Genomic DNA, 20956 nt, shown 5'->3' on the forward strand with positions numbered 1-20956 from the left:
TCGCTCCCCACGCCGGTTCAACGTGAGGAGCTAAAGTGGTTGCCGCCCGTTTTATCGGCGAGGCATGCTGATGGTTACGCTGGGATCTTTTTTGTTGAATTTTTCGGTCGCTTCTTTCACGACATCGTTGCCGCCTTTGGCTTTCCATTCCTCAATGACTTTCGGCCAATCGGAAATCGGCTCTTTGCCGTATACCATTTTGACCATATGTTGAAGAATGAGCGGCGCCCCATAATCGGATTCAGGCGCAATATCCGGATTTTTCACATAGCCGTCCAGCCGCGGTTCAAATTGGATACCGTCACGCCCTTCTTTAGCCAGCATATTGTCATAAGTGCCGATCAATTGCTTGCCTTCTTCCGTCAAGCTAAGCGTGCCTTTATTATACGTAGTGTCTTGAACCATCCACAGAAATGCCTGACGATAACGCTCTTCATCGATACCGGCAGGATCTGTCGGCGTTTTGTAATTGATTTTGCCGTTATCCATCGTGTAATTTTCGCCTTCAACGCCGAAGGTGAAAAATTGCTCGGCTTCGTCCGACAGCATCCAGTCGTAGAACTTAATGATCGCTTCCGGATTTTTCGCATTTTTATTGATGAACCAAGCGCGGGTTACCGAGTTGTACAAGTAGTAACCGCCTTTGCCGTCTGGTCCGACCGGGGAAGGAATCAGTTCGATTTTGGCTGTCGGCACGTTGGCTTTCATTTGCTGCTCCCATTGCAGCGCTTCGTTCGCGTTCATCGACCAAATTCCGGCTTTACCCGCCAAAATCGAGTTTTTATAAACTGTCGGGTTGATCGTTGCGAATTCCTTATTGATCAAGCCTTCGTCAAACATCGTCTTATACGTTTGCAGTGCTTTCGTCATATTATCGGTGTTGAAAAATTTAGGGACGATTTGATCGCCCTGCTGCATCATCATCGACAAGTACGGGAATGCGTCGTAAGCGCCGAAGAACGTGTCGGCATACTTGAAGTTTTCACGTCCCTGATACGGGTTCTCAACGCCCATTTCTTTGAACTTGCGCATAACGTTCAAGTATTCGTCTACCGTTTTCGGAATCGGCAGTCCGGCTTTGTCCAGCAAGTCTTTGCGGATTGCGGTCGCGCGGCGGGACGGGTTGGACAGAAACTCGGGAATCGCATAAATTTTGCCTTGATACGTTTCTTTCGCCCATGCTTCCTTCGGAATTTTTTTCAACAGATTCGGACCGTATTTTTGCAACAGATCGTCAAGCGGCATAAACACGCCTGCCTGTACGGAGCCGGCCATTTCTTTACCGGATACGCCGCCGCTGCCTTGCACGACATCCGGGATGTCGTTGGTTGCGAACATTTGCGCCATCTTTTGCTCGAATTCTTTATGAGGAACAAGCACGATGTCCAGATCCGTGTTCGTTTTTTGCTCAAGCAGCTTAACCCATTTATCCTCGTTAATATTCGGCGATTTCTCCACGTGGTTGAACGCAAGCGTACGCATCGAGATCGAAAACTTCGCTTTTTCGCCAGGCTTGGAGCCTTGTGCGGATGGAGCGTCCTGCGGTTTGCTGCAAGCGGCGAGCGTGGTGACGGCAAGCGCGGATACCATACTTACCTTGATCCATTTTTTCATTTGATACTACCCCTCTTCTTTTTGCGATGTAATCATGAAGAAATAGCGCTTTCACAATAGTTACATTTTATAGCCTGTCTTGCTAAGGGACAATGGAATGACTTTGGCTGCGGTTGTATTTTTTTTAGATCAGACGATTTCGGGCGATTACGATTTTACCGAACCGATCATCATGCCTTTAACGAAATGCTTTTGCAAAAACGGATAAATCAGCACGATCGGAACAGTCGCAATAATGATCGTAGCCATTTTGATCCCTTCCGGGTTGGAATGAATCAACGAGCTGAACTGCGATGCCGAAGGATCGATGTTGATGTCATCCGCCATAATCAGCTGGCGCAGCTTCACCTGAAGCGGCCACAGCGTCGGCTTGTTCACGTAGTAAAGCGCGGCCATGTACGTGTTCCAATGGTTGACCGCATAAAAAATTCCGAGCGACGCCATAACCGGCTTGGACAGCGGCAGCACGATGTTCCAAATCATTCTCAGCTCCGTACAGCCGTCGATCCGGCCGGAGTCGATAATTTCCGGAGGAATCTGCATGAAGAAAGCCCGCATGACGAAAAAGTTAAATGCGCTGATCGCCCCTGGAATAAGAAGTGCCCATAGCGAGTTGGTCAAGTTCAAGCTTTTCATCAAAATAAAGTTAGGGATGAGCGGCGCGCTGAATACCATCGTAATCAGTACAAAAAATACGACATATTTACGCCCTACATATTCCTGCCGCGAGACCGGATAGGCCAGCGAAGCCGTTGCGATCAAATTGATGATCGTTCCCACGACCGTAATATAAACCGTAACGCCGAACGATCTCCAGATCGAAGCGTCGCTGAACACATATTGATAATTGATCCAAGTGAAATCGACAGGAAGAAAAAATACTTTACCCGTTACAACCGCTTCGGAATCGCTCAGCGATTGCGCCAGCACATTCAAAAACGGCAAAAACATAATCAGGCCCAAAACCGTTAAAAAAGTAATATTAAACACGTTGAACGTTTGCTGCCCCGCGCTTAGTTTCCTCATACTTGTTTACACCTCCGTTCGTATTAATAAAGGCTCTCGCCCGTCGTTTTTTTGCTCAGGAAGTTACCGATGACGATCAGCATCAGGCCCACGACCGATTTGAACAAGCCGATAGCCGTCGTATAGCTGTATTGTTGGCCCTGCAAGCCCGCTTTATAAATGTACGTATCCAATATTTCGCCGTTGTTGATGTTCAGCGGATTCAAAAATACATACACGCGCTCAAAACCGAAATCAAGGAATTTCCCGATATGAAGCAGGAACAAAATCATGATCGTCGGCATCAAGGAAGGCAGCGTGATGGAAATCGTTTGCCGCCAACGGCTTGCGCCGTCAACTTCCGCCGCTTCATACAAATCCGGATTAATGCCGGCCAAAGCCGCCAGGTATATGATCGTTCCGTATCCGGAATCACGCCAAATCCCCGAACCGATCAGTACCGAGCGGATATAGGACTCTTCGCCGAGGAAATAGATCGGATCGTAACCGAGCCAGCTGATCAGATGATTGACGATCCCGGTCGAAGGAGACAGGATGCCGATTGCAATCCCGCTGACGATAACCCAGGACAAAAAATGCGGCATGTAAACAACCGTTTGCAAAACCCGCTTGTACAGCACCACTCTCAGCTCGTTGAGAAGCAGGGCCAATACGATCGGGGCCGGGAAGCCCAGAACAAGGTCGTACAGACCGATCAACAGCGTGTTTTTCAATATATTAAGAAAATCGTAATGTGCGAACATGCGTTGGAAATGCTCCAGCCCTACCCACTTGCTGCCCATGATGCCCTGGAAAATGTTGTAGTCCTGAAATGCGATAACCGATCCGAACAGCGGGACGTACTTAAAAATAAAAAAGTAAATAATTCCCGGCAGTGAGATCAAATAAAGCGCCCTATATTTCCACATAAAGTTTAACAAGCCTTTGCTCGTAATCGACTTGTAGCTTACATGGTCAGACGCCTGTACTTTGCTAGCCATAAAACGGCCTCCCTCATTTCTTGTCGTTTGTATTTTTGCAGGTTAGCCTTATCGTACCGTCTAATTCCTATTCCAACAATGGAATCCCTTCTTTCGCGCTTGTGTTTTTTTTAGGTTTCCGCATGATTCGACAACGTGCGCCGCCATTCCATAAAAGCATACCAATATGCTATAGTAATGCTGATACATGTACATAGAACGATATGGTTGCCGCGTTTAACCGGTCCCCGATCAAAGGAGCGAATTTCCGTGACATTTCCAGGCTTTACCCAAACCGATTTCAACGTCTTCTCCGTACCTGGACTGAACGCCCGGATGGAAGGCATTCAAGGGCATATCCAACCGAAATTCAAAGCGCTCGGCGATGAACTGTGCAAGGAAACGGCTACGCTCGCCGGCGATGAAATGTTTCTGCATATCGCCAAGCACGCGCGCCGTACCGTAAATGCGCCGGTAGATACTTGGATGGCAATCTGCGATAATAAACGCGGCTACAAGCAGCACCCGCATTTCCAGGTAGGGTTATTCGACGACCGCGTATTCGTCTGGCTTGCTTTGATCTACGAGCTGCCGAACAAGCGGAAAATCGCGCAGCGGTTTCTGAGCAAGCTGAATCAGGTTCGCGGCCTGATCCCGCAGCATTACGTTCTTTCCTTCGACCATATGAAGAAGGACGCCGTTTCCGTCGGCGCGTTAAGCAAGAAAGAGCTGACCGAGGCGCTGCAGCGTTTCCGCGATGTCAAAAAAGCCGAGCTGCTGATCGGCCTGAATCTCGCCTCGACCGATCCCGTGCTGGCGGACGGCGATGCCTTCGTCAGGCTGGTCAACGACACGATAACGACACTGATGCCGTTGTACCAAATGGCGCGCGAAGCGGCGGCGTCTTAAATTTTTTAACATTAAATATATAAGTTTCGGGGCTCCCCGCAAAGTACCTGAATCAGCCCCGAAGCAAGGCCCCACTTTGTAGGGATATTTTATGTTAGCCTAAGGTTCCTTTAAAGTAAATTTAAGCTTGGCTGCATATGCTAGGCTTGGATACGTATACACGTAACCGAGCCTATTTCAGAAAGGTGGACCGGACCATGAAAAGTCTGTCTCCCCGGAGGGTGATCGTCACCGGCTTAACGCTGGCTCTTATGTTGAGCGGCAGCGTCATTTACGCCAGCCGGCAGCCGGCATCTGCGGCTGAGGCGGCCGACAACCTGGCCGTTCGGCAGCAAGCGGTCGACGATACAAGCAAGCAGCCGATTTCGAGCCGCAGCGAAAGCGATGTCAGAAGCGATAAGGCACATTGGGGCAAGCATATGCCGATAATTGAGGAAGCGGCAGCCATACTCGGCATCGACCAGGCTTCGCTGCAAGCGGCCCTGCAGGACAAAACGCTTGTCGAGATCGCCAAGGAAAAAGGAATGAAGGAAGCGGATTTGATTGCGAAGCTGAAGGCCGTCCGCAGCAAGCAAATCGATGAGGCCGTAAAGGCCGGAAAGCTGAAGGCTGAAAAGGCCGAAAAAATCAAGTCCGGCCTCGAGAAGCATTTGACCTTCATGGTTAACCATAAAGGTCCCAGGTTTAACGGCAAGCACGACATGAAGCATCGCATGATGCCCGCTCCCGATAAGCTGTCCGCGCTGCTGGGCATGACGGAGGATGAGCTCCATGCACAGCTGATGGAAGGCAAATCATTAGCCGAGATCGCTCAATCGAAAGGAATCGGCAAAGAACAGCTTATCGCCAAAATCAAGGAAGAAATGACGCCGTGGATTGAAAAAATGGTCGAACATAAGCGAGGCGGCTCCGCCCAAAAACCGGCAAAACCATGACCATTTAACGCCAAATGCAACATCGGCCGCCCTGATCGGTTTCAGGGCGGCTTTTCGTATGCATGGACAATATTTTCACACGTTCGTCATGAATTTCTATTATAATGGAGAAAAGGCTCGATGTTTGCGAGGAGGTTCCAGATTGTATGAAACGTAAACGGACCAAACACCATTTGAGTATACTGCTGCTGGGAGCCGCAGTGTTCAGCTGCGGCGGGCTGCTGCTCGTCGACGAACCGGAAAGCAGCGCTGCCGCAGCGCCGGAAGCGCCCTCCGCTCCCAGCGCTGCGGCCACGACCAAAGACCCGGACAAAGGCAAAGCGGTTTATGAAAAAAATTGCCTTGCCTGCCACGCCGCCGATGGCCGGGGTGCGGGCAGCTACCCGTCGTTAGTGTCCGAGCGCATGAAAAAGAACCTGGGAACTTACGACAAAGCCTATGAATATATTTCCCGCAATATGCCGCAAAATGCCCCCGGCTCGTTGCGCGAGGATGAGTATAAAGCGGTCGCCGATTATGTCTTGTCGCTTAACGGCACCGCAAGCGGATTCAGCGATATCGACCGCCATTGGGCCCGCAAAGAAATTGCCGAGCTGATGAACCAAAAATATATTGACGGCTTTACCGACCTGCAGACCGGAAGAACGGAATTTAAACCCGACCAATCTATTACCCGCGCAGAATTCATCCGATATTTCGTCAAAGCCAAAAAGCTGTTTCTGTCCAATACGGCAGCTTCGGAGTTCACCGATGTCAGCGGCAGCCAGGAAGACAAAGTCTATATCATTACAGCGGTCGAATACGGGCTTATTAACGGTTATCCCGATCAAACGTTCCGCCCGGCAAATCATATTTCCCGCGCCGAAATCGCCGCTATAATCGCCAGAAGCGAAATGCTGAAGCCCGATGGCGAAAGCATCTTCAGCGACGTGCCGCCCGGCTTTTGGGCAGGCGACGCGATCCGGGCCCTGCAACAGGCCCATTTGTTTGACGGCTACGAAGACGGCACCTTCCGCCCCGACCAATATATGACACGGGCCGAAGCCGCTGCCGTCATTTACCGGCTGGTTCACCCCGTTGCGTAAAGGACTGCTGCGAAACGATCCGGTATGCCTGATGCCGGATGCAGCTGTTGAAATGGAACATGGAAAAGCCGCCTGTCGCAAGGCATGAACTGTGGCCGGGATCGCGGACGCTTGAGCAAAGCGTCCGACCCCCGGGCTGCAGTTCACCTGCGGACACGGCGGCTTTTCCTAATAAGATCGGTAAGGAGACTATGATTGAACGGCGGTGCCGCGATGCTTCGAAGCTGCCAAGGCTTATGCTTGGCGAACCAGTACTTGGCTGTCCCTGTCTGCAGTCATAAAACGGTAGAGCAAATAGATCGCCGCCAGTGACAGGACCGCCCCGATATAAAACGGAAGCTGATGGCTGTATTGATAAATTCCCGCACCGAGCAGCGGGCCGGCAATTCTTCCCAGGCTGTCCATCGAGGAGCTGAGTCCCGAGGCTACGCCTTGCCCCGCTTTTGTTTTTTGCGTAATCAATGAAGTTACGCACGGCCGGATCAGCGCATTGCCGGCCGCAAAGACGGACAAATAAATAGAGGCGGTCAGCAGACTGGATGAAAATAAAATGAGAATGAACCCGACTGCGGACAGCACGAGGCCGATTCCGATCACGCGCGTCTCGTCGCCTCTTTTAATAAACCGGCGAACGACGCCGCCTTGAATCAGCGCGCCCACAATTCCACTAACCGCGAACATAATGCCCAACTGCAGCGAGGTGGCGCCGATCTGGTCTTTTTCGAACAGCAGCAACGTCGCTTCGAGACCGGCCAGTGTAAACGATACGAAAAACGACAGCACGTACAAATATTTAACCGATCCGACAAAAGCGCTCCAGCGCGACGGCTTTTCCTCTTTTTGCGCGCGGCGCTTTTCCTCGCTCAATGATTCGGGCAGCATTATGAATGCAAATACGAACGTTCCAAATGCGAGCACGGCAGCCGTAAAGAACGGAACCTGATAGCCCCATTGGCTCAAAATCCCCCCGACCGCAGGCCCGAATATAAAGCCCAGGCCGATGGACATCCCGACAAGCCCCATTCCTTTTGTACGGTTCTCCTCGGTCGTGATGTCGGCCACATAAGCTACCGCACACGCCGTCGCCGCGCCGGAGAACAAGCCGCCGAGTATTCGCGATACATACATGAGCAGCAAGCTGCTGCCCGCGATGCCGAACAGGAAGAAGCTGACGCTGAAGCCAAGCGCGCCAATCATAATGAGCGGCCTTCTGCCCACCCGGTCGGAGATGCCGCCCCATACCGGCGACATCAGAAACGAGGCCAGCGAATATACGGACAGCAGCATGCCGAGGTGAAAGCTGCTGGCGCCTGAGCCGGCAATCGCATCCGGCAGCACCGGAATAATGATCCCGAAGCCGATAAATATTGTCATAAGCAGCACCATAATAATGGTCAGCTGTTTTTTCATAAATGATGCCAAACCTCCCGGAATGAAATAATATCCAAGTTTATGTAAAATACGATATCTATCGTATCATAACTTTTTTCATCATGAAACAAAACGGGGCAAGATTAACAAAATGGACAAACCCGCCCCTTCGTTAAAGCCGCTTAAACCCCGATTCGTAAAGTTTTGTAAAAACCGCTTGCAACAACGACGCTTTATCGTTACTATAAGTTAGATTTATCGTTTTCATTTTGCACAGAAAGGTAGGATGACAGTGGATCATCAGCAAACGCCCCTCTTCACGGCTTTAAAAGAACATGCGGCGCGGAATCCGGTTCAGTTCCATATTCCGGGCCATAAAAAAGGAGTCGGGATGGATCCCGAATACCGCCGGTTTATCGGCGATAACGCGCTGTCCATCGACCTTATCAATATAGCACCACTGGATGATCTGCATCAACCGACCGGCGTCATCGAAGAAGCGCAGCAGTTGGCTGCCGATGCGTTCGGCGCAGACCATACGTTCTTCTCCGTTCAAGGGACGAGCGGCGCGATCATGACTATGATTCTCACCGTTTGCTCGCAGGGCGATAAAATTATCGTTCCCCGCAACGTTCATAAATCCGTCATGGCGGCGATCATTTTCGCCGGTGCGAAGCCGGTTTTTATTTCGCCCGTACGCGATGCCAATCTCGGTATCGACCACGGAATTACATCGCGCTCCGTAAAACGCGCTCTGGAAAAACATCCGGATGCCAAGGCGGTGCTTGTCATCAATCCGACCTATTACGGCGTTTGCGCCAATCTGAAGGAGATCGTCGATTTGGTGCACAGCTACAATATGCCTGTGCTGGTTGACGAAGCGCATGGCGTGCTGATTCACTTCAGCAGCAAGCTGCCGGTATCGGCCATGGAGGCCGGCGCCGATATGGCCGCTACCAGCGTCCATAAGCTGGGCGGATCGATGACGCAAAGCTCCGTGCTGAATATTCGCGAAGGCCGCATAAATGCCCGCCGCGTCAAGACGATCATCAGCATGCTGACGACGACGTCGACGTCGTATATATTGCTGGCGTCACTGGATACGTCGCGCCGCCATTTGGCGTTGAACGGCGCCCGGATGGCCGAATACGCGATCGAGCTCGCCCAGTATGCGCGCAAGGCGATCAACGAAATTCCCGGCCTGAGCTGCTTCGGCGAAGATATACTTGGCACCGAGGCCACCTTCGACTACGATCCGACGAAGGTGAACATTCATGTGCGACATTTGGGGATCACCGGATACGATGCGGAAAACTGGCTGCGCGAGCATTACAATATCGAGGTGGAGCTGAGCGATATGTACAATATCCTCTGCCTGGTTACACCCGGCGATACGCATGAAAATATCGATACGCTGCTCAATGCGCTGCGCGAGCTGTCCAGTCAAAATTACAATATTCGCCCGGCTTCGGAGCTCGTCATCAAGGTGCCGAAAATTCCGCAGCTGACGCTTACCCCGCGGGACGCCTTCTACGGCGATACGGAAATTATTCCGTTCAAGGAATCGGCTGACCGTATTATAGCGGAGTTTATATATGTCTATCCGCCGGGAATCCCGATCCTGCTGCCGGGCGAAGTGATTTCCCAGGACTTGATCGACTATATTACCGAGCATGTCGAGGTCGGCCTCCCGGTCAAAGGCCCCGAAGACCGCAGCATCGACAATGTGAAAGTCATCGTTGAAACGAACGCGATCTTCTGATCGCCGCAAGCCGCTTCTCCGGCCGCTGCGCTTATGGTCATGCGCAGCTGGCCCATACAAGCAAAAAAGGGAACAATCCGCGCATAGCCGCGCCGGTTTGTTCCCTTCGTATATGCAGAGCCTTCAGCAGAGCCGAGGCTTGCTGCGAATGCATGCCAAGCTTCAGCCGCGGCTTTCCAGCCATTGGATTACGTCGGCGACAGCATGCTCGTCATGATGGTTGCAGGAGCGGTTGGAGACGCTGACCAGCGATTCATGCGCGTTCGCGACCGCGACTCCGACACCGGCTCTGCGCAGCATCTCCAGGTCGTTAAGATGATCGCCCATCGCGATGCAATTCGCCCGGTCGATCCCCGTCATTTCCAGCAGATGATCAAGCGCATGTCCTTTCGAAGCTTCAGCCGGCAAAATCTCAAAATATTTGGCGTCGGACCGAACCCAGGTGAATGGTTCCGCCTCCTCCTTCAACGATGCCGCATACGCTTCGACCTCGTCCAGCCGCTCCGGCTCCCATGCGAACAATACTTTGTACCAAGGCTCCTGAATTTGACGCTCGTAGCCTTCCTGCTCGATCGGTCTTGTAAAACCTTCCGTTTGTCTGTGGTAAGCCGTTATCCGGTTTTCTCTAATAAAATACGGCTCCTCCCCGCAATAGATTTCTACAGCGAGCTCGGGAAACCGTTCCATTAACCACTTCAGCACCGGCCTAACGTTTGCTCCCAGCGTACGCTCCCAGACGTTTCTTCCCGCTGCAAAATCATGAATAACCGCACCATTGTACAAAATAGCCGGCGCGCCGATCGGCAGCTGATCCGCATACCGCTTCGCCGACGAGGCAATACGGCCGGTCGCGAGCGTAAACAGCCCGCCCTGATCGACAAACCGCTCGATCGCCTGCAAATTTTCGCCGCTGATCCGTTTGCCGCTGTCGAGAAGCGTTCCGTCCATGTCCGTAACCAGCATTATGCCTTGAAAACGTTTCGTATCCATACTCGCTTGCTCCTCTATTGTCATATTGTCAATTGCATCCGCTTAATGCTATGATGTTTCATGTATCCATCGGATGAAAACCTTTCCAGATCATTTACAGGCAGGTGTGAATATGGCTCAAAGCGCTTATATTAAGTTTGTGGAAGGCTCTTCTTTATCGTCGCTCACTTTGGACGAATTAAAAGATCAACTGCTTCATTATAAGGAGCAGCTGAATCTTACCGGCAAACAGCTCGGTTGGGAATATGATGACGCCGGATTTCCGTATACGATCGAAACGAAGCCGGAATCGGAAGGCAAATGGTTTTATCTTAAAGGTAAAGATCCGCTGTACAAGTATATTGTCATGGGGACCGGCAGCGAGCAGATCGGGGAAACGGACCGCCATTACGTGCAGGTTGTGCTTCCCGACGACTGTACGCACGGCGACAAGTCGAAGGGCAACGAATTTTGCAAGTACTTGGCCAAGCTGTGGAAGGCCGAGCTGCATTTGTTCAATGGCCGCACCATGTATTTCAATCCCCGCAAATAGACGGCCGCAGCAGCAGTCGTGACAGCGGTATGCCGGTTGATGCGAAACCGCAAGCCGGCCCGCTCCATTTCCGCGCAAAAACCCCCTTCCTGTCCGGACAAGAAGGGGGTTCCGTCTGTTATTCCGATTCCTGTTCCTCTACAATCTGATTGTAGATTTTCACAACGCGATCCCATTCTTCCTCGTCTTCGATACTGGCCAGATAGGCGTCTTCATCCTCTTCCTCGATTCGGAAAATGACGCCGTCGGCTTCGGGATCATTGCGGTCGAGCAGCACTGCATAAGGCTGGTTTTCCGCTTCAAACGTGTACACCATCACCATCTCGTGTTCCACGCCGTCTTTATCGGTAACTATGAAAATATCATCGTCATGTTCATGATCACAGGATTCGTCATGGATATGATCGCTCATGGGGAAACCTCATTTCATCAATTAATAGTTATCCCTCGTATCGTATCATGTTCCTTCCTGCAGGTCAAACGATCATAATTCGCCTTTTGCATCTGTAAACATTACTCGGATACAATCACTTTTTTGGAAACGACCGTGTAGTCTCCGCCTTCATCCAGCTTCACGGAAAATTTGATCACATACTCGCCGGTCTCGCCGAAGGAAACGTTGAACGGCCACGGATACCAGAAGTTTTCCTTCTCCCCGTTTACCACTTTCTCATGAGCGGCTACCTGCTCGCCGCTTGGCGAATCAATCGAAATTTTGAAAGAGTAGAACGGTGTCTTGAGGCTGTCGATCTGGGCAAATACCGCGAAATCGATTTTCTTTCCCTTAGGCACTTTTCCAAAGGGGGACTTGACCGAATAATCGTCATTCACTTTCTCGGCAACAAACATATGAACATTAGGCTTGAACACGGAGATGGTTTTTGAACCGTTATCCCAGCGAACAAGCGTTTGAAGCGATTCAGACAACATGCGTACCGGGAATACCGAATTGCCTTTAATAATAAAAGCCGGCGTCTCATTGTCCGCAAATGGTTTCTCGACATCGTTAACGAGCATCTTGATTTTCGCAAAGCCTTCATAGTCGCCCCACATCGAGCTGGCAAATGCCCCCGTCGCACCGAAAAGCGAAAGTGATAGCACTATAGTTAGCAATCGTGGCACTTTCATCCTGCAACCTCCATCGTGACTTGAACTTGTATTCTATTCTCTTATACTCCGCAGATTGGTAAGAGTTGCGCTCATTTCCTCAAAAATCATAAAAAATAATTTTCATATGTATCTACATCTTGTGGCCGAACGTTAACTTCAGGCGATTCGCTACAAAATATGCCAAGATCATCCATAATTCCCGATTGGCCGACTCGCTGCCGCAATACTTCCCGAACGTCGCCAGGAGCGCTGTCATCGCCCGGCAAATGCATTGCAATAAACGGTTATCGACCGCTTCCCCATAAAGTGAAATAACTCACAAATCGACTAAAAAACGATAAAATTTGACATTTTTGCTTGAATTATTTGTCTAAACCATGATAGATTTGATAAAGAAAATGAAAGCGCTATGGACTCATGAGTGGAGGATCGTACGTGACCCTGCAAATCCAAATGATAGGTACTGGAAGTGCCTTCTCCAAAAAATTTTATAACAATAATGCATTGGTTTTTTGCAACGGTTATACTTTATTGATTGATTGCGGATCGACGGCTCCCCGCGCTTTACATGAACTTAATATTCCTTTAACGGATATCGACGGTATTCTGATTACCCACATTCATTCGGATCACGTAGGCGGTATGGAAGAATTCGCATTTCGCCTCAAATATGCTTGCGACAGCCTTAGGATGAAGCTGTTTGTCCCTTCTTCCCTGCTGTACCCATTATGGAACCACTCGCTGCGGGGCGGGTTGGAAAACAGCTCTGAAAACTTGACGAAGTTGGACGATTACTTTGAAGTCGTCGTGCTGGAGGAGCAAATTCGGAAGACGGTGGCCCCCGGTTTGGACATCCAATTGATTCCGTCCCAGCATATTCCGGATAAACCCAGCTATTCGATTATTTTGAACGATAAAGTGTTTTACAGCTCCGACGCCAAATTCAACAGAGCATTATTGCTGGAGCTTTACGAATCAGGCCGCTGCGACTATTTTTTGCATGATTGCCAGTTCCAATCGCCGGGCGTCGTTCATGCCAGCCTCAGCGAGCTGCTCACGCTGCCGGAGCCGATGCAGGAAAAAGTCATTCTCATGCATTATGACGATCATGTCGGCGATTTCATCGGTAAAACCGGGAGCATGACCTTTATCGAACAGCATAAGTTATACAGCTTCCCGTAAAATATCCCCACAAAGTGGGGCATTGCTTCAAAGCTGATTCAGGTACTTTGCGGGGAGCCCCGAAACTTATAAATTCTATATGTAAAAAACCTGGCCTCGGATGAGGTCAGGTTTTTCCCTTAAAAACCAGGAAGCTGGTCGAGATTGTTGCTTGGATCACCGTCTGCGTTGCCGCGGATATAGGAGTCCCCATCCCTTCCCTTGAAAACGTTTACGCCTTGAATGGTCCCGTTCTGCACTTCTTGAATGGCTTGATCGTACTGGAGAACGCGTCCACTCGAGGTTTTGAATGCGGTTATATCTCCGTCACCGTTTTTTTGCACAGCCACAAAACTTTCACGTTCCATGAGCGATCCCTCCCGAATCAAGGTTTGAGATCTGCAATCCGGCAGAACTCATGTACTGTATTTTGCGCCGAAACAAACTTTTTATTCACAATTATTGACTTTTCCGACAATTCGAGCAGGATTTGAGAAGCTTTGCAGAGAAATTTATTTATCATGTACGTTTGCTCGGAACCAAATTGAATAAGGAGCTTGAAAGCATGAGCCATAACTGGATCTTATTTATATATACGATTGTTGTGTGCGCCTCATCTATCCTTTTTGATCAAACTTCAAGCCCTGTATTGCTCAGTGTTATCGGAATCTTGTACATTGCCGTCCACTATGCGGAAAAGCGGCTCGTGGCCGCCACCGTGCTTCAAATGAGCCTATTGATCGTTTTCCATTGGTTAAGCCAGATGGACTGGTGTTTGCCGCTTTACTTGGCCCAAATGGGCAAGCAGTTTTATAAAATCCGTAAAATCAATACCGCTTCGGCGGTCAGCCTGCTTTACACGATCACCTATGCGTTAATATCGTTTACTTATATGCCTTACTCGTTATACGGAATGATCACCATTCTGTTCACGTCCTTCAGCTGCCTTATATTTGCCATTATGTTTTACCGTTACATTCATGTGATAGAGGACCAGACCCAGCTGCTGGACAATGAAAAAAAGCATCTCACGACGCACGATTCGCTCACCGGCCTGTACAATTTCGAGGAATGCCACCGCCAGCTCGACCAGCTGGTACAAGCCAAGAAAATAATCGCGCTCGTTATGATCGATTGTAAGGATCTTAAATCGCTCAATACAACGAATGGCTTCCACGGCGTCAATCGCATTCTGAAGCAGGCGGCGCAGCTGCTGCGCATTATGTTTCCCGACGCTCTGTTTATAAGCAGGTATGGCGGCGACGAGTTTGCCATCGTGGTCGAATCCCGGGACAGCGAGCGGACGACGAACATGATTTCCCAGCAGCTGGCACTGGAATTCCCGAAGCTGACCGGCATCGAAATCAATTACGGCATGGCTTTTTACCCCGAGGACGGCGTTTCCAAGGACGATCTTATCTTTATCGCAGAGCGCAATTTGTATAATATGAAAAGAGAGTCTTGGCTGAAGCGCGAAGAGCATATGCTCCGTTCGGAAAAGCTGCGTGTCGTCGGCGAGCTGGCCTCCGGCATGGCGCATGAAATCCGTAATCCGCTCACTACAATCAAAGGATTTCTGCAGCTATCCAAAGCGGACAATTACAACATAGGCCCGTGGTACGATTTAATTATGGATGAAATTACGAGAATGAGTATGCTGACGGCGGAATTTTTGCAGTTTTCCAGACCTCACGCGACCCAGTTTAAAATTCATCCGATCCAGCATTGCATTCAGCGCGTCATCTCGCTGCTCGACTCGGAGACAGGCCGTCTCGGACATCAAATATTGTTCGACGCGGAGCCTCAGCCGCTTCATATGTTAATGGATCAGGACAAGATGCTGCAAATGCTGCTCAATCTGATTAAAAACGCGTTTGAAGCGATGCCCGACCAAGGCTTCGTTCATATCCGGCTGTATGTCGACAACGGCAGTGCGGTCATCGAAATCGCGGATACCGGCAGCGGCATTCCGGAAGAAGAACTGGACAAAATTTTTCTTCCCTTCTATACGACGAAAGAATCGGGCACAGGCCTGGGGCTGTCGATATGCCATAAGATCGTTCAAGATCATGAAGGCACAATGGAAGTTGAAAGCGTCATCGGTCAAGGGACCAAATTTATTATTACGGTCCCAATTGCCCAACCGGAAGGTACCGGCTGCGATATGGCCGCAAGCGAGCCGTATGTCTCGTGAACCGACAACCCCTCTTTCTTTGCCGCGGCAAAGAAAGAGGGGTTGTTCATTGCTGTTATTATTGGGAATGGAAATGCACAAGCCGCCGTTACCGAAAAAGGCGTAACAGCCTGTTGGGACGGTCGGGCTTTTCCAGTAAATAGCTTAATGCTCCCGTTGCAATTCCGAGCATTACGCCCCCGAGCACTTCTACCGGCAAATGACCCAGACTTTCCTCCAAACGCGCTCTTTCTTCCTTTTTGTCCCTGGCAGCCGGCTTATGCTGCTCGACCAATTGATCGACCGTTTCCTCCAACGCGTTCACTTCGGTAGCAATGTTGCCGGCCTGTCTGCGGATGCCCATCGCATCGTACATCACAACCAGGCTGAACATTCCCGCAAGGGCAAACGGAATGCTGGAGACCCCCCTCTTCAAGGCGACATATGTAGTCAACGCGGTTACCCCGGCCGAATGGGAACTCGGCATCCCGCCGGTTTTAAACATGGTCGACCACTTCCATTGCCCTGTCTCCATTTGCGAAATAGGGGCTTTTATAAATTGCGCCAAGCCTACGGTAGCTAACGATGTCAACAAAGCTCGGTTCATGTTATCACCTCAACTATAGAATCCTTATTTGGATTGAATTCTATTCGCCTGCGGGCTTTAATTGGGCTCAATGAACAAGCTGCTGCCTTTATTGTCGTAATGCAACGATACCCCGAACATTTGCGGCAGGTCATCTGCCGAAACGTAAGGCTCGTTATCGATCCACCGCATCGGCTTCTTCAGCCTTGCCGGCACATCGTCCACCGTAAACCGCTCGTAATCCGATTGAAACTCGACGGAATGACGATTCCAATCCGCCGTTAACATGCGGCTGTCGTATTCCGGATTGAAGAGACGCCAAGGTACATACGGTTCATCTTCCTCCGCAGGTCTGCTAATGGCATCCACCGGCAAACCGTCGATAAAAATATGAAGCAGCGGCCATCTTTCCATTCCTTCCTTCTTGAGTATTTCCTGCCATCCGGACCTGTAAAATGGCGGGGAAATGCTTTGCAGCAGAAGGGTGGACGGATCATACTCGAACCAGTTCATATACAATGGCGTCTGGTTCAGCTGACCTCCCAGCCGGTCCAATGCCCATACCTGCAGGTGAAAATAATCGTACCGGGTGTTCGGCGGCTGCTCCACATCGAGCTTGGCTCCTACCCATTCTTTCCCTTTTGCCGCCGTACCTGCCGTCCAATGGAGCGGAACACCGGCTTGCCTGCCGAAGCCGGTTAAGCTGATTCCATAATCGATGAGCTGGGTGTCCTCCACAGCTGCGGGCGAGAAGGTAAACCGGAAAGTCACCGTTTCCGTCCCGCTTTCGGTATTCGGGGATGAAGATGCCTCCCAATTTTGCAGTAATGGCATCTTCAGCGGCTGCCGCTTCGTTAAACCGGCCAATTCTTCCCAGTAGCTGCGAAGCGCCGGTATCGACTGGGCTGGCGGTATATATTCATTCTCATGACGAATGTGCCGGACGACATCCTTCGCTTGTTCAGGCATCTCCATGGCCTCGACACCGAACAAAGCGACGTAATCCTCGGCCATAATTTCGTCGGGATCCCACTGGTGGCTGTATGGCAGCGAGCTGCCCCACCAGCGGATCGGGTAACCGTCCAGCTGCCGGATATGCGACCAGGCTGCGCCGGCGGTTAAGCGGTGCGGAGCCAGGCCCTCCTTATTCCGGAGCCAATAGTAAGAGAAGTGATGCCCGTACTCATGGATCAGCGTACGCTCGACCGGCAGCGAATCGACTTCAAACAAACGGATCGTGCGTGACGATTCGTCATAGTTGCCGACCTTGTAGCCGCTTCTCCCTTTGACGGAATCCGGGTTCAAAATGACCTGCTTCAGCATGGCAAACTCCTCACCATGCTCGCATTTCAACAAAACGCGATACAAGCCTTCCAGCTTCTGCTCATTCCAAAGCGGGCTGTGGCTTACAAATTGAATCCCCTCCGGTGATGTGTAGCTGACCGATTGTCCCTCCTCAGCATGCGCTTGTACAGAAACGAACATACATAAAATACATAGAAGCCCGATCATCAAGTTTCTCACAAGCATCGCCCTCCGTCAGCAATCAATTCGTTCATAAAAACTTAATGAATGCGCTTTCATTACGTGACAACTTACGTTGCCTGAAATATTCTACCATATGAACCGGTTAAACAACCAGTACAATTTTTAGATTTTTCAGCGCTTGATTACCTGAGAACATAAGAAAACCTCTATCGAGGCCTTTCAAGGATGAGCGACCGCGATTTAAATGTAGGTTTTCTTGCAATATCAGAATTTTTCAGCTCCGCTGAAAACATATAAATTTTGATATTATAAAAAAGGTGCTCGTCTCCCGGACGGGCACCATTCAGTTCGTATCGATCACAGGCATTAGTACAGGCTCCGCCCGAACGTATGTTTGACGCTGCCTCACGGCGGACAGCCCCTCTGCCTCATCTGCCTTACTGGCCGCGATTGGCCTGCGCATGCTCCCACGCTTCCTCGCCCAGACGCTTCAGAACTAACGCCTGCTGCCAACGATCGGAAATTTCCGTACGGTCTTCCCTCTTGTAGGTCGCTTCCGTAATGGCATAATCGGGCGGCCCCAGCTCGGTTACAAACGGCAATATATCGCCCGGCTTCGCTTCATTGAGCCAGCAGCTCATTCCCCGCTCCCACCATTTCATGAACGGTTTAACCATCGGGTGCTCGCCATTCGGACCGATATCGACCTGCACCTGCTCTCCGTTCGAAACTCGCGCATGAATTGCGGACGTACGCTGCAGCAGCACATCGAACAGCTCGCCGGCCATTTCCAATTCTCTGGAAGCGGCAGCCGTCAGCTCGCCGGCCACTATATAATGAGACAAATCAATCGTAAGTCTAAGCTCCGGAATCGCTTTGACATAATCGACTGTGCGGTGCAAATCCTGGGTGACCCGTCCGCGATGCGTTTCGATCATATACGGGATTTGAGCTTTACGCGCCTCCTCAACGAGTCCGTGGAGCAATTCGACAGCCGCCTGCCCGATCACGAAAGAATCCATTACCTGTGAATTGACATACAGCACGCCGAATTGCTTCGCTTCCCGGAGCAGCTCCGTCATATCCTCGGGCTTGCGCGGAAATGAGTGAATCCCGAGACTGAAGCCGTACTCATCGAGCAGCCGACGCCACAGACCGGCGTCTTGTCCGGTAGGCAGATGCGCCATAATTCCGGTAAAACCGGCTTCCGCAATTTTTTCGAACTTTTCTTCAATCGACCATTCGCGGCCTCCGCTGCCGACACCGTTCATCGCCCACCATGATTGGTGCACTTCCATCCTTGGCGGGTTGGAGCTGCCATCCCGAAAAGATTGTCTTCGTTCGTTTTCCATTGTCACACCTCATTTTCCAAAATTATCAGCACCGTTCTGTTCACCAGAATACGATACATGAGGCGATCTGTCACGACTTTTATTCAGCTTACGCTCCATCCGATCGAAATTGCCCGTATCCACCTGCCGATCATGAAAAAAGGCTTCATCCACCGCACCCCACGATATTCGTTTCAGCAGCTCGTCAATCCCGCGTTCCTTCATTTCCAGCAAGCCGGTTATCGGCGCCAGACAGCTTCGGCTGTATACGCCGTGAAACGGCAGCGGATGCTCCTGATACATAGGAAGCGCCGCCTCATAATCGAACGACCGCCTTCGTTCGCATAGCAGCTGTGCAGCGGCCGAGGAAATCGAGCGTTCCCGGCAGGTAATCACCCAAATTTCGTAATGCTTCGCCAAAGTAAAAGCCGCATGCATGCCGCTCAACGCCCCGAATCCGGGAATAAAATCCGTAATGATCCGAACCGATCGCGGCACGACCGGCAGCAGCTTCCGCGGCTCATTGGCGACTATAATGATTTCCTCACATACGGCTTGCATTTCGCCGATTTGCCGGCTAATCCGCGGTTCGCCATTTATTAAGCGGAGCGCACTGCCGACATCATGCTCCCCACCGGCCAATATAACTCCCGTCAGCATAGGGCAAACACGACCTTTCCGCAAAAGTTTTCTTTTTCTTAACTAAATATAGCGGATAGGACGGCGTCTGCATGTTATATTTATCACAGGAAATTAAAATCAGGCTATTACTTTGTGACATAAGTCACATCCTTCGGAACGTAAATCCATTATGGTAGGAATACGACGTTTTTTGATCAGGAGGAATCCAGATGAAAGATATAAACTCAAACGTGGACGGAAACTTTAACACAGCGTGCTTTTCGGAGGAAAACTTCGGGAAGCTGATGGATATTATGTACGAGCAAAAGGCCGAAGCCGGATCCCATTTGTTCTGGGAAGGCGAAACGGCGGATAAGCTGTATTTTATTAAACGCGGACGCATCCAGATTACGAAGACGAACGATGACGGTAAAAGCTTTATTCTATATATGTACGGCAAAAACGATCTGTTCGGTCAACTGGACCCGTTTCACCAGTCGATACACAGCTTTAACGGCGAAGTGATGGAAGACAGCGTCATCGGCGTTATTCAACAGAAGGATCTGGAAGTGCTGCTGTGGCAGCATGGCGATTTGGCGGTTGAGTTTATGAAATGGATGGGGCTTATGCATCGGATGACGCAGACGAAATTCCGCGATCTGATGATGTTCGGCAAGCCCGGAGCGCTGTGCTCGACCTTAATCCGGTTAACCAACTCCTACGGCAAGCCGAACGGCAGCGGCATCGTCATCACGAAAAAGCTGAGCAACAGCGAGTTGGCCGATATGATTGGCGCCACCCGCGAAAGCGTCAACCGGATGCTGAGCGATTTAAAAAAACTGGATATTTTGACGATGGAAAACGGTTTGATGGTAATTCAGGATATCGAACATTTGCGCAGCATTTGCCAATGTGAAAATTGTCCGAAAAATATTTGCCGCATTTAAACACGCGATAGCATGGACAGGGGGAAGCTGGCTTCAAGGTCTTCTCCCATAACGCCCCACCCCATGATTCCATTTATGTACCGGAGTTGAAAAATGACGTCCGAATAACCTTCGACCTTGTAGGCGCCGGGCGGGTAATCCGCCGGATTCAACGTATACGCCTTGGCGGTATAATATTTTCGTTCAAACTGCTCTTTCTGGCTTGGAAATTCAGCCTGCTCCATCGCTTTTAAGCTATCCAGCATCTCCGCCTCCAGCTCTTCGCGCGACATTTGGCTGTACAGCTTTTTCACTTGTCTCCTCCTTCCTTGAAATTCCGTTGACATAACGCCGGTCTGGACGGACCGTACCTTCCA

General features: G+C 50.5%; 21 protein-coding genes. 8 read left to right on the forward strand and 13 right to left on the reverse strand.

Annotated elements, in window-relative coordinates:
• Window positions 1-51: 51 nt before the first annotated feature.
• From E1757_RS15865 to E1757_RS15875, 3 genes are all read right to left on the reverse strand, one after another.
• Window positions 52-1614, reverse strand: a complete 1563-nt coding sequence (locus E1757_RS15865) for an extracellular solute-binding protein (RefSeq protein WP_133229793.1) — start codon at window positions 1612-1614, stop codon at window positions 52-54.
• Window positions 1615-1761: 147 nt separating this feature from the next.
• Complete coding sequence (locus E1757_RS15870) at window positions 1762-2640, reverse strand: carbohydrate ABC transporter permease (protein ID WP_133229795.1); 879 nt, start codon at window positions 2638-2640, stop codon at window positions 1762-1764.
• A 23-nt stretch (window positions 2641-2663) separates the two neighbouring features.
• Complete coding sequence (locus E1757_RS15875; RefSeq protein ID WP_133229797.1) at window positions 2664-3620, reverse strand: ABC transporter permease; 957 nt, start codon at window positions 3618-3620, stop codon at window positions 2664-2666.
• A gap of 249 nt (window positions 3621-3869) precedes the next feature.
• Between E1757_RS15875 and E1757_RS15880 the strand changes: the two genes are divergently transcribed.
• The 3 genes from E1757_RS15880 (at window position 3870) to E1757_RS15890 (ending at window position 6528) form a co-directional block, all read left to right on the forward strand.
• On the forward strand, window positions 3870-4508 hold the full coding sequence (locus E1757_RS15880; protein WP_181956653.1) for a DUF1054 domain-containing protein: 639 nt from the start codon (window positions 3870-3872) through the stop codon (window positions 4506-4508).
• Between the two features lie 197 nt (window positions 4509-4705).
• Window positions 4706-5443 (forward strand): hypothetical protein, encoded by a 738-nt coding sequence (locus E1757_RS15885; RefSeq protein WP_133229801.1) that lies wholly within the window; start codon window positions 4706-4708, stop codon window positions 5441-5443.
• Between the two features lie 146 nt (window positions 5444-5589).
• Window positions 5590-6528 (forward strand): S-layer homology domain-containing protein, encoded by a 939-nt coding sequence (locus E1757_RS15890; RefSeq protein WP_165972143.1) that lies wholly within the window; start codon window positions 5590-5592, stop codon window positions 6526-6528.
• Window positions 6529-6762: 234 nt separating this feature from the next.
• On the opposite strand, the gene E1757_RS15895 is transcribed toward E1757_RS15890, so the two are convergent.
• A complete protein-coding gene (locus E1757_RS15895) occupies window positions 6763-7938 on the reverse strand; it encodes an MFS transporter (RefSeq protein ID WP_133229805.1) in 1176 nt (391 codons plus the stop codon).
• 253 nt (window positions 7939-8191) lie between these two features.
• Between E1757_RS15895 and E1757_RS15900 the strand changes: the two genes are divergently transcribed.
• Entirely contained in the window at window positions 8192-9661 is a 1470-nt protein-coding gene (locus tag E1757_RS15900) for an aminotransferase class I/II-fold pyridoxal phosphate-dependent enzyme (protein ID WP_484217464.1), read from the forward strand.
• A 162-nt stretch (window positions 9662-9823) separates the two neighbouring features.
• On the opposite strand, the gene E1757_RS15905 is transcribed toward E1757_RS15900, so the two are convergent.
• A complete protein-coding gene (locus tag E1757_RS15905; RefSeq protein ID WP_133229809.1) occupies window positions 9824-10651 on the reverse strand; it encodes a Cof-type HAD-IIB family hydrolase in 828 nt (275 codons plus the stop codon).
• Window positions 10652-10763: 112 nt separating this feature from the next.
• Here E1757_RS15905 and E1757_RS15910 point away from each other — a divergent pair, with 112 nt between their 5' ends.
• A complete protein-coding gene (locus E1757_RS15910; RefSeq protein ID WP_133229811.1) occupies window positions 10764-11183 on the forward strand; it encodes a DUF1885 family protein in 420 nt (139 codons plus the stop codon).
• A gap of 118 nt (window positions 11184-11301) precedes the next feature.
• On the opposite strand, the gene E1757_RS15915 is transcribed toward E1757_RS15910, so the two are convergent.
• On the reverse strand, window positions 11302-11595 hold the full coding sequence (locus E1757_RS15915) for a DUF1292 domain-containing protein (RefSeq protein ID WP_133229813.1): 294 nt from the start codon (window positions 11593-11595) through the stop codon (window positions 11302-11304).
• Window positions 11596-11696: 101 nt separating this feature from the next.
• Window positions 11697-12311 (reverse strand): stalk domain-containing protein, encoded by a 615-nt coding sequence (locus E1757_RS15920; RefSeq protein ID WP_133229815.1) that lies wholly within the window; start codon window positions 12309-12311, stop codon window positions 11697-11699.
• A gap of 417 nt (window positions 12312-12728) precedes the next feature.
• On the opposite strand from E1757_RS15920, the gene E1757_RS15925 reads away from it, so the two are divergent.
• Complete coding sequence (locus tag E1757_RS15925; RefSeq protein WP_133229817.1) at window positions 12729-13475, forward strand: MBL fold metallo-hydrolase; 747 nt, start codon at window positions 12729-12731, stop codon at window positions 13473-13475.
• A gap of 119 nt (window positions 13476-13594) precedes the next feature.
• Here E1757_RS15925 and E1757_RS15930 read toward each other — a convergent pair whose 3' ends face one another.
• Window positions 13595-13822, reverse strand: a complete 228-nt coding sequence (locus E1757_RS15930; protein ID WP_133229819.1) for a DUF3892 domain-containing protein — start codon at window positions 13820-13822, stop codon at window positions 13595-13597.
• A gap of 197 nt (window positions 13823-14019) precedes the next feature.
• On the opposite strand from E1757_RS15930, the gene E1757_RS15935 reads away from it, so the two are divergent.
• Window positions 14020-15648 (forward strand): ATP-binding protein, encoded by a 1629-nt coding sequence (locus E1757_RS15935; RefSeq protein ID WP_133229821.1) that lies wholly within the window; start codon window positions 14020-14022, stop codon window positions 15646-15648.
• An 88-nt stretch (window positions 15649-15736) separates the two neighbouring features.
• Here the strand turns inward: E1757_RS15935 and E1757_RS15940 are convergent, their stop codons facing one another.
• From E1757_RS15940 to mobA, 4 genes are all read right to left on the reverse strand, one after another.
• Window positions 15737-16234, reverse strand: a complete 498-nt coding sequence (locus E1757_RS15940; protein ID WP_133229823.1) for a divergent PAP2 family protein — start codon at window positions 16232-16234, stop codon at window positions 15737-15739.
• A gap of 57 nt (window positions 16235-16291) precedes the next feature.
• Window positions 16292-17737 (reverse strand): hypothetical protein, encoded by a 1446-nt coding sequence (locus tag E1757_RS15945; protein ID WP_133229825.1) that lies wholly within the window; start codon window positions 17735-17737, stop codon window positions 16292-16294.
• Window positions 17738-18138: 401 nt separating this feature from the next.
• Entirely contained in the window at window positions 18139-19053 is a 915-nt protein-coding gene (locus E1757_RS15950; protein WP_165972144.1) for a sugar phosphate isomerase/epimerase family protein, read from the reverse strand.
• 9 nt (window positions 19054-19062) lie between these two features.
• Window positions 19063-19692, reverse strand: a complete 630-nt coding sequence (gene mobA, locus E1757_RS15955; RefSeq protein ID WP_133229827.1) for a molybdenum cofactor guanylyltransferase — start codon at window positions 19690-19692, stop codon at window positions 19063-19065.
• 191 nt (window positions 19693-19883) lie between these two features.
• Here mobA and E1757_RS15960 point away from each other — a divergent pair, with 191 nt between their 5' ends.
• Window positions 19884-20600, forward strand: a complete 717-nt coding sequence (locus E1757_RS15960; protein ID WP_133229829.1) for a Crp/Fnr family transcriptional regulator — start codon at window positions 19884-19886, stop codon at window positions 20598-20600.
• On the opposite strand, the gene E1757_RS15965 is transcribed toward E1757_RS15960, so the two are convergent.
• Window positions 20597-20893 (reverse strand): DUF1811 family protein, encoded by a 297-nt coding sequence (locus tag E1757_RS15965; protein ID WP_133229831.1) that lies wholly within the window; start codon window positions 20891-20893, stop codon window positions 20597-20599. The two genes, E1757_RS15960 and E1757_RS15965, sit on opposite strands and share 4 nt — an antisense overlap.
• Between the last annotated feature and the right edge of the window lie 63 nt (window positions 20894-20956).

The sequence above is a fragment of the Paenibacillus piri genome (assembly GCF_004354045.1).
Taxonomy (GTDB): domain Bacteria; phylum Bacillota; class Bacilli; order Paenibacillales; family NBRC-103111; genus Paenibacillus_S; species Paenibacillus_S piri.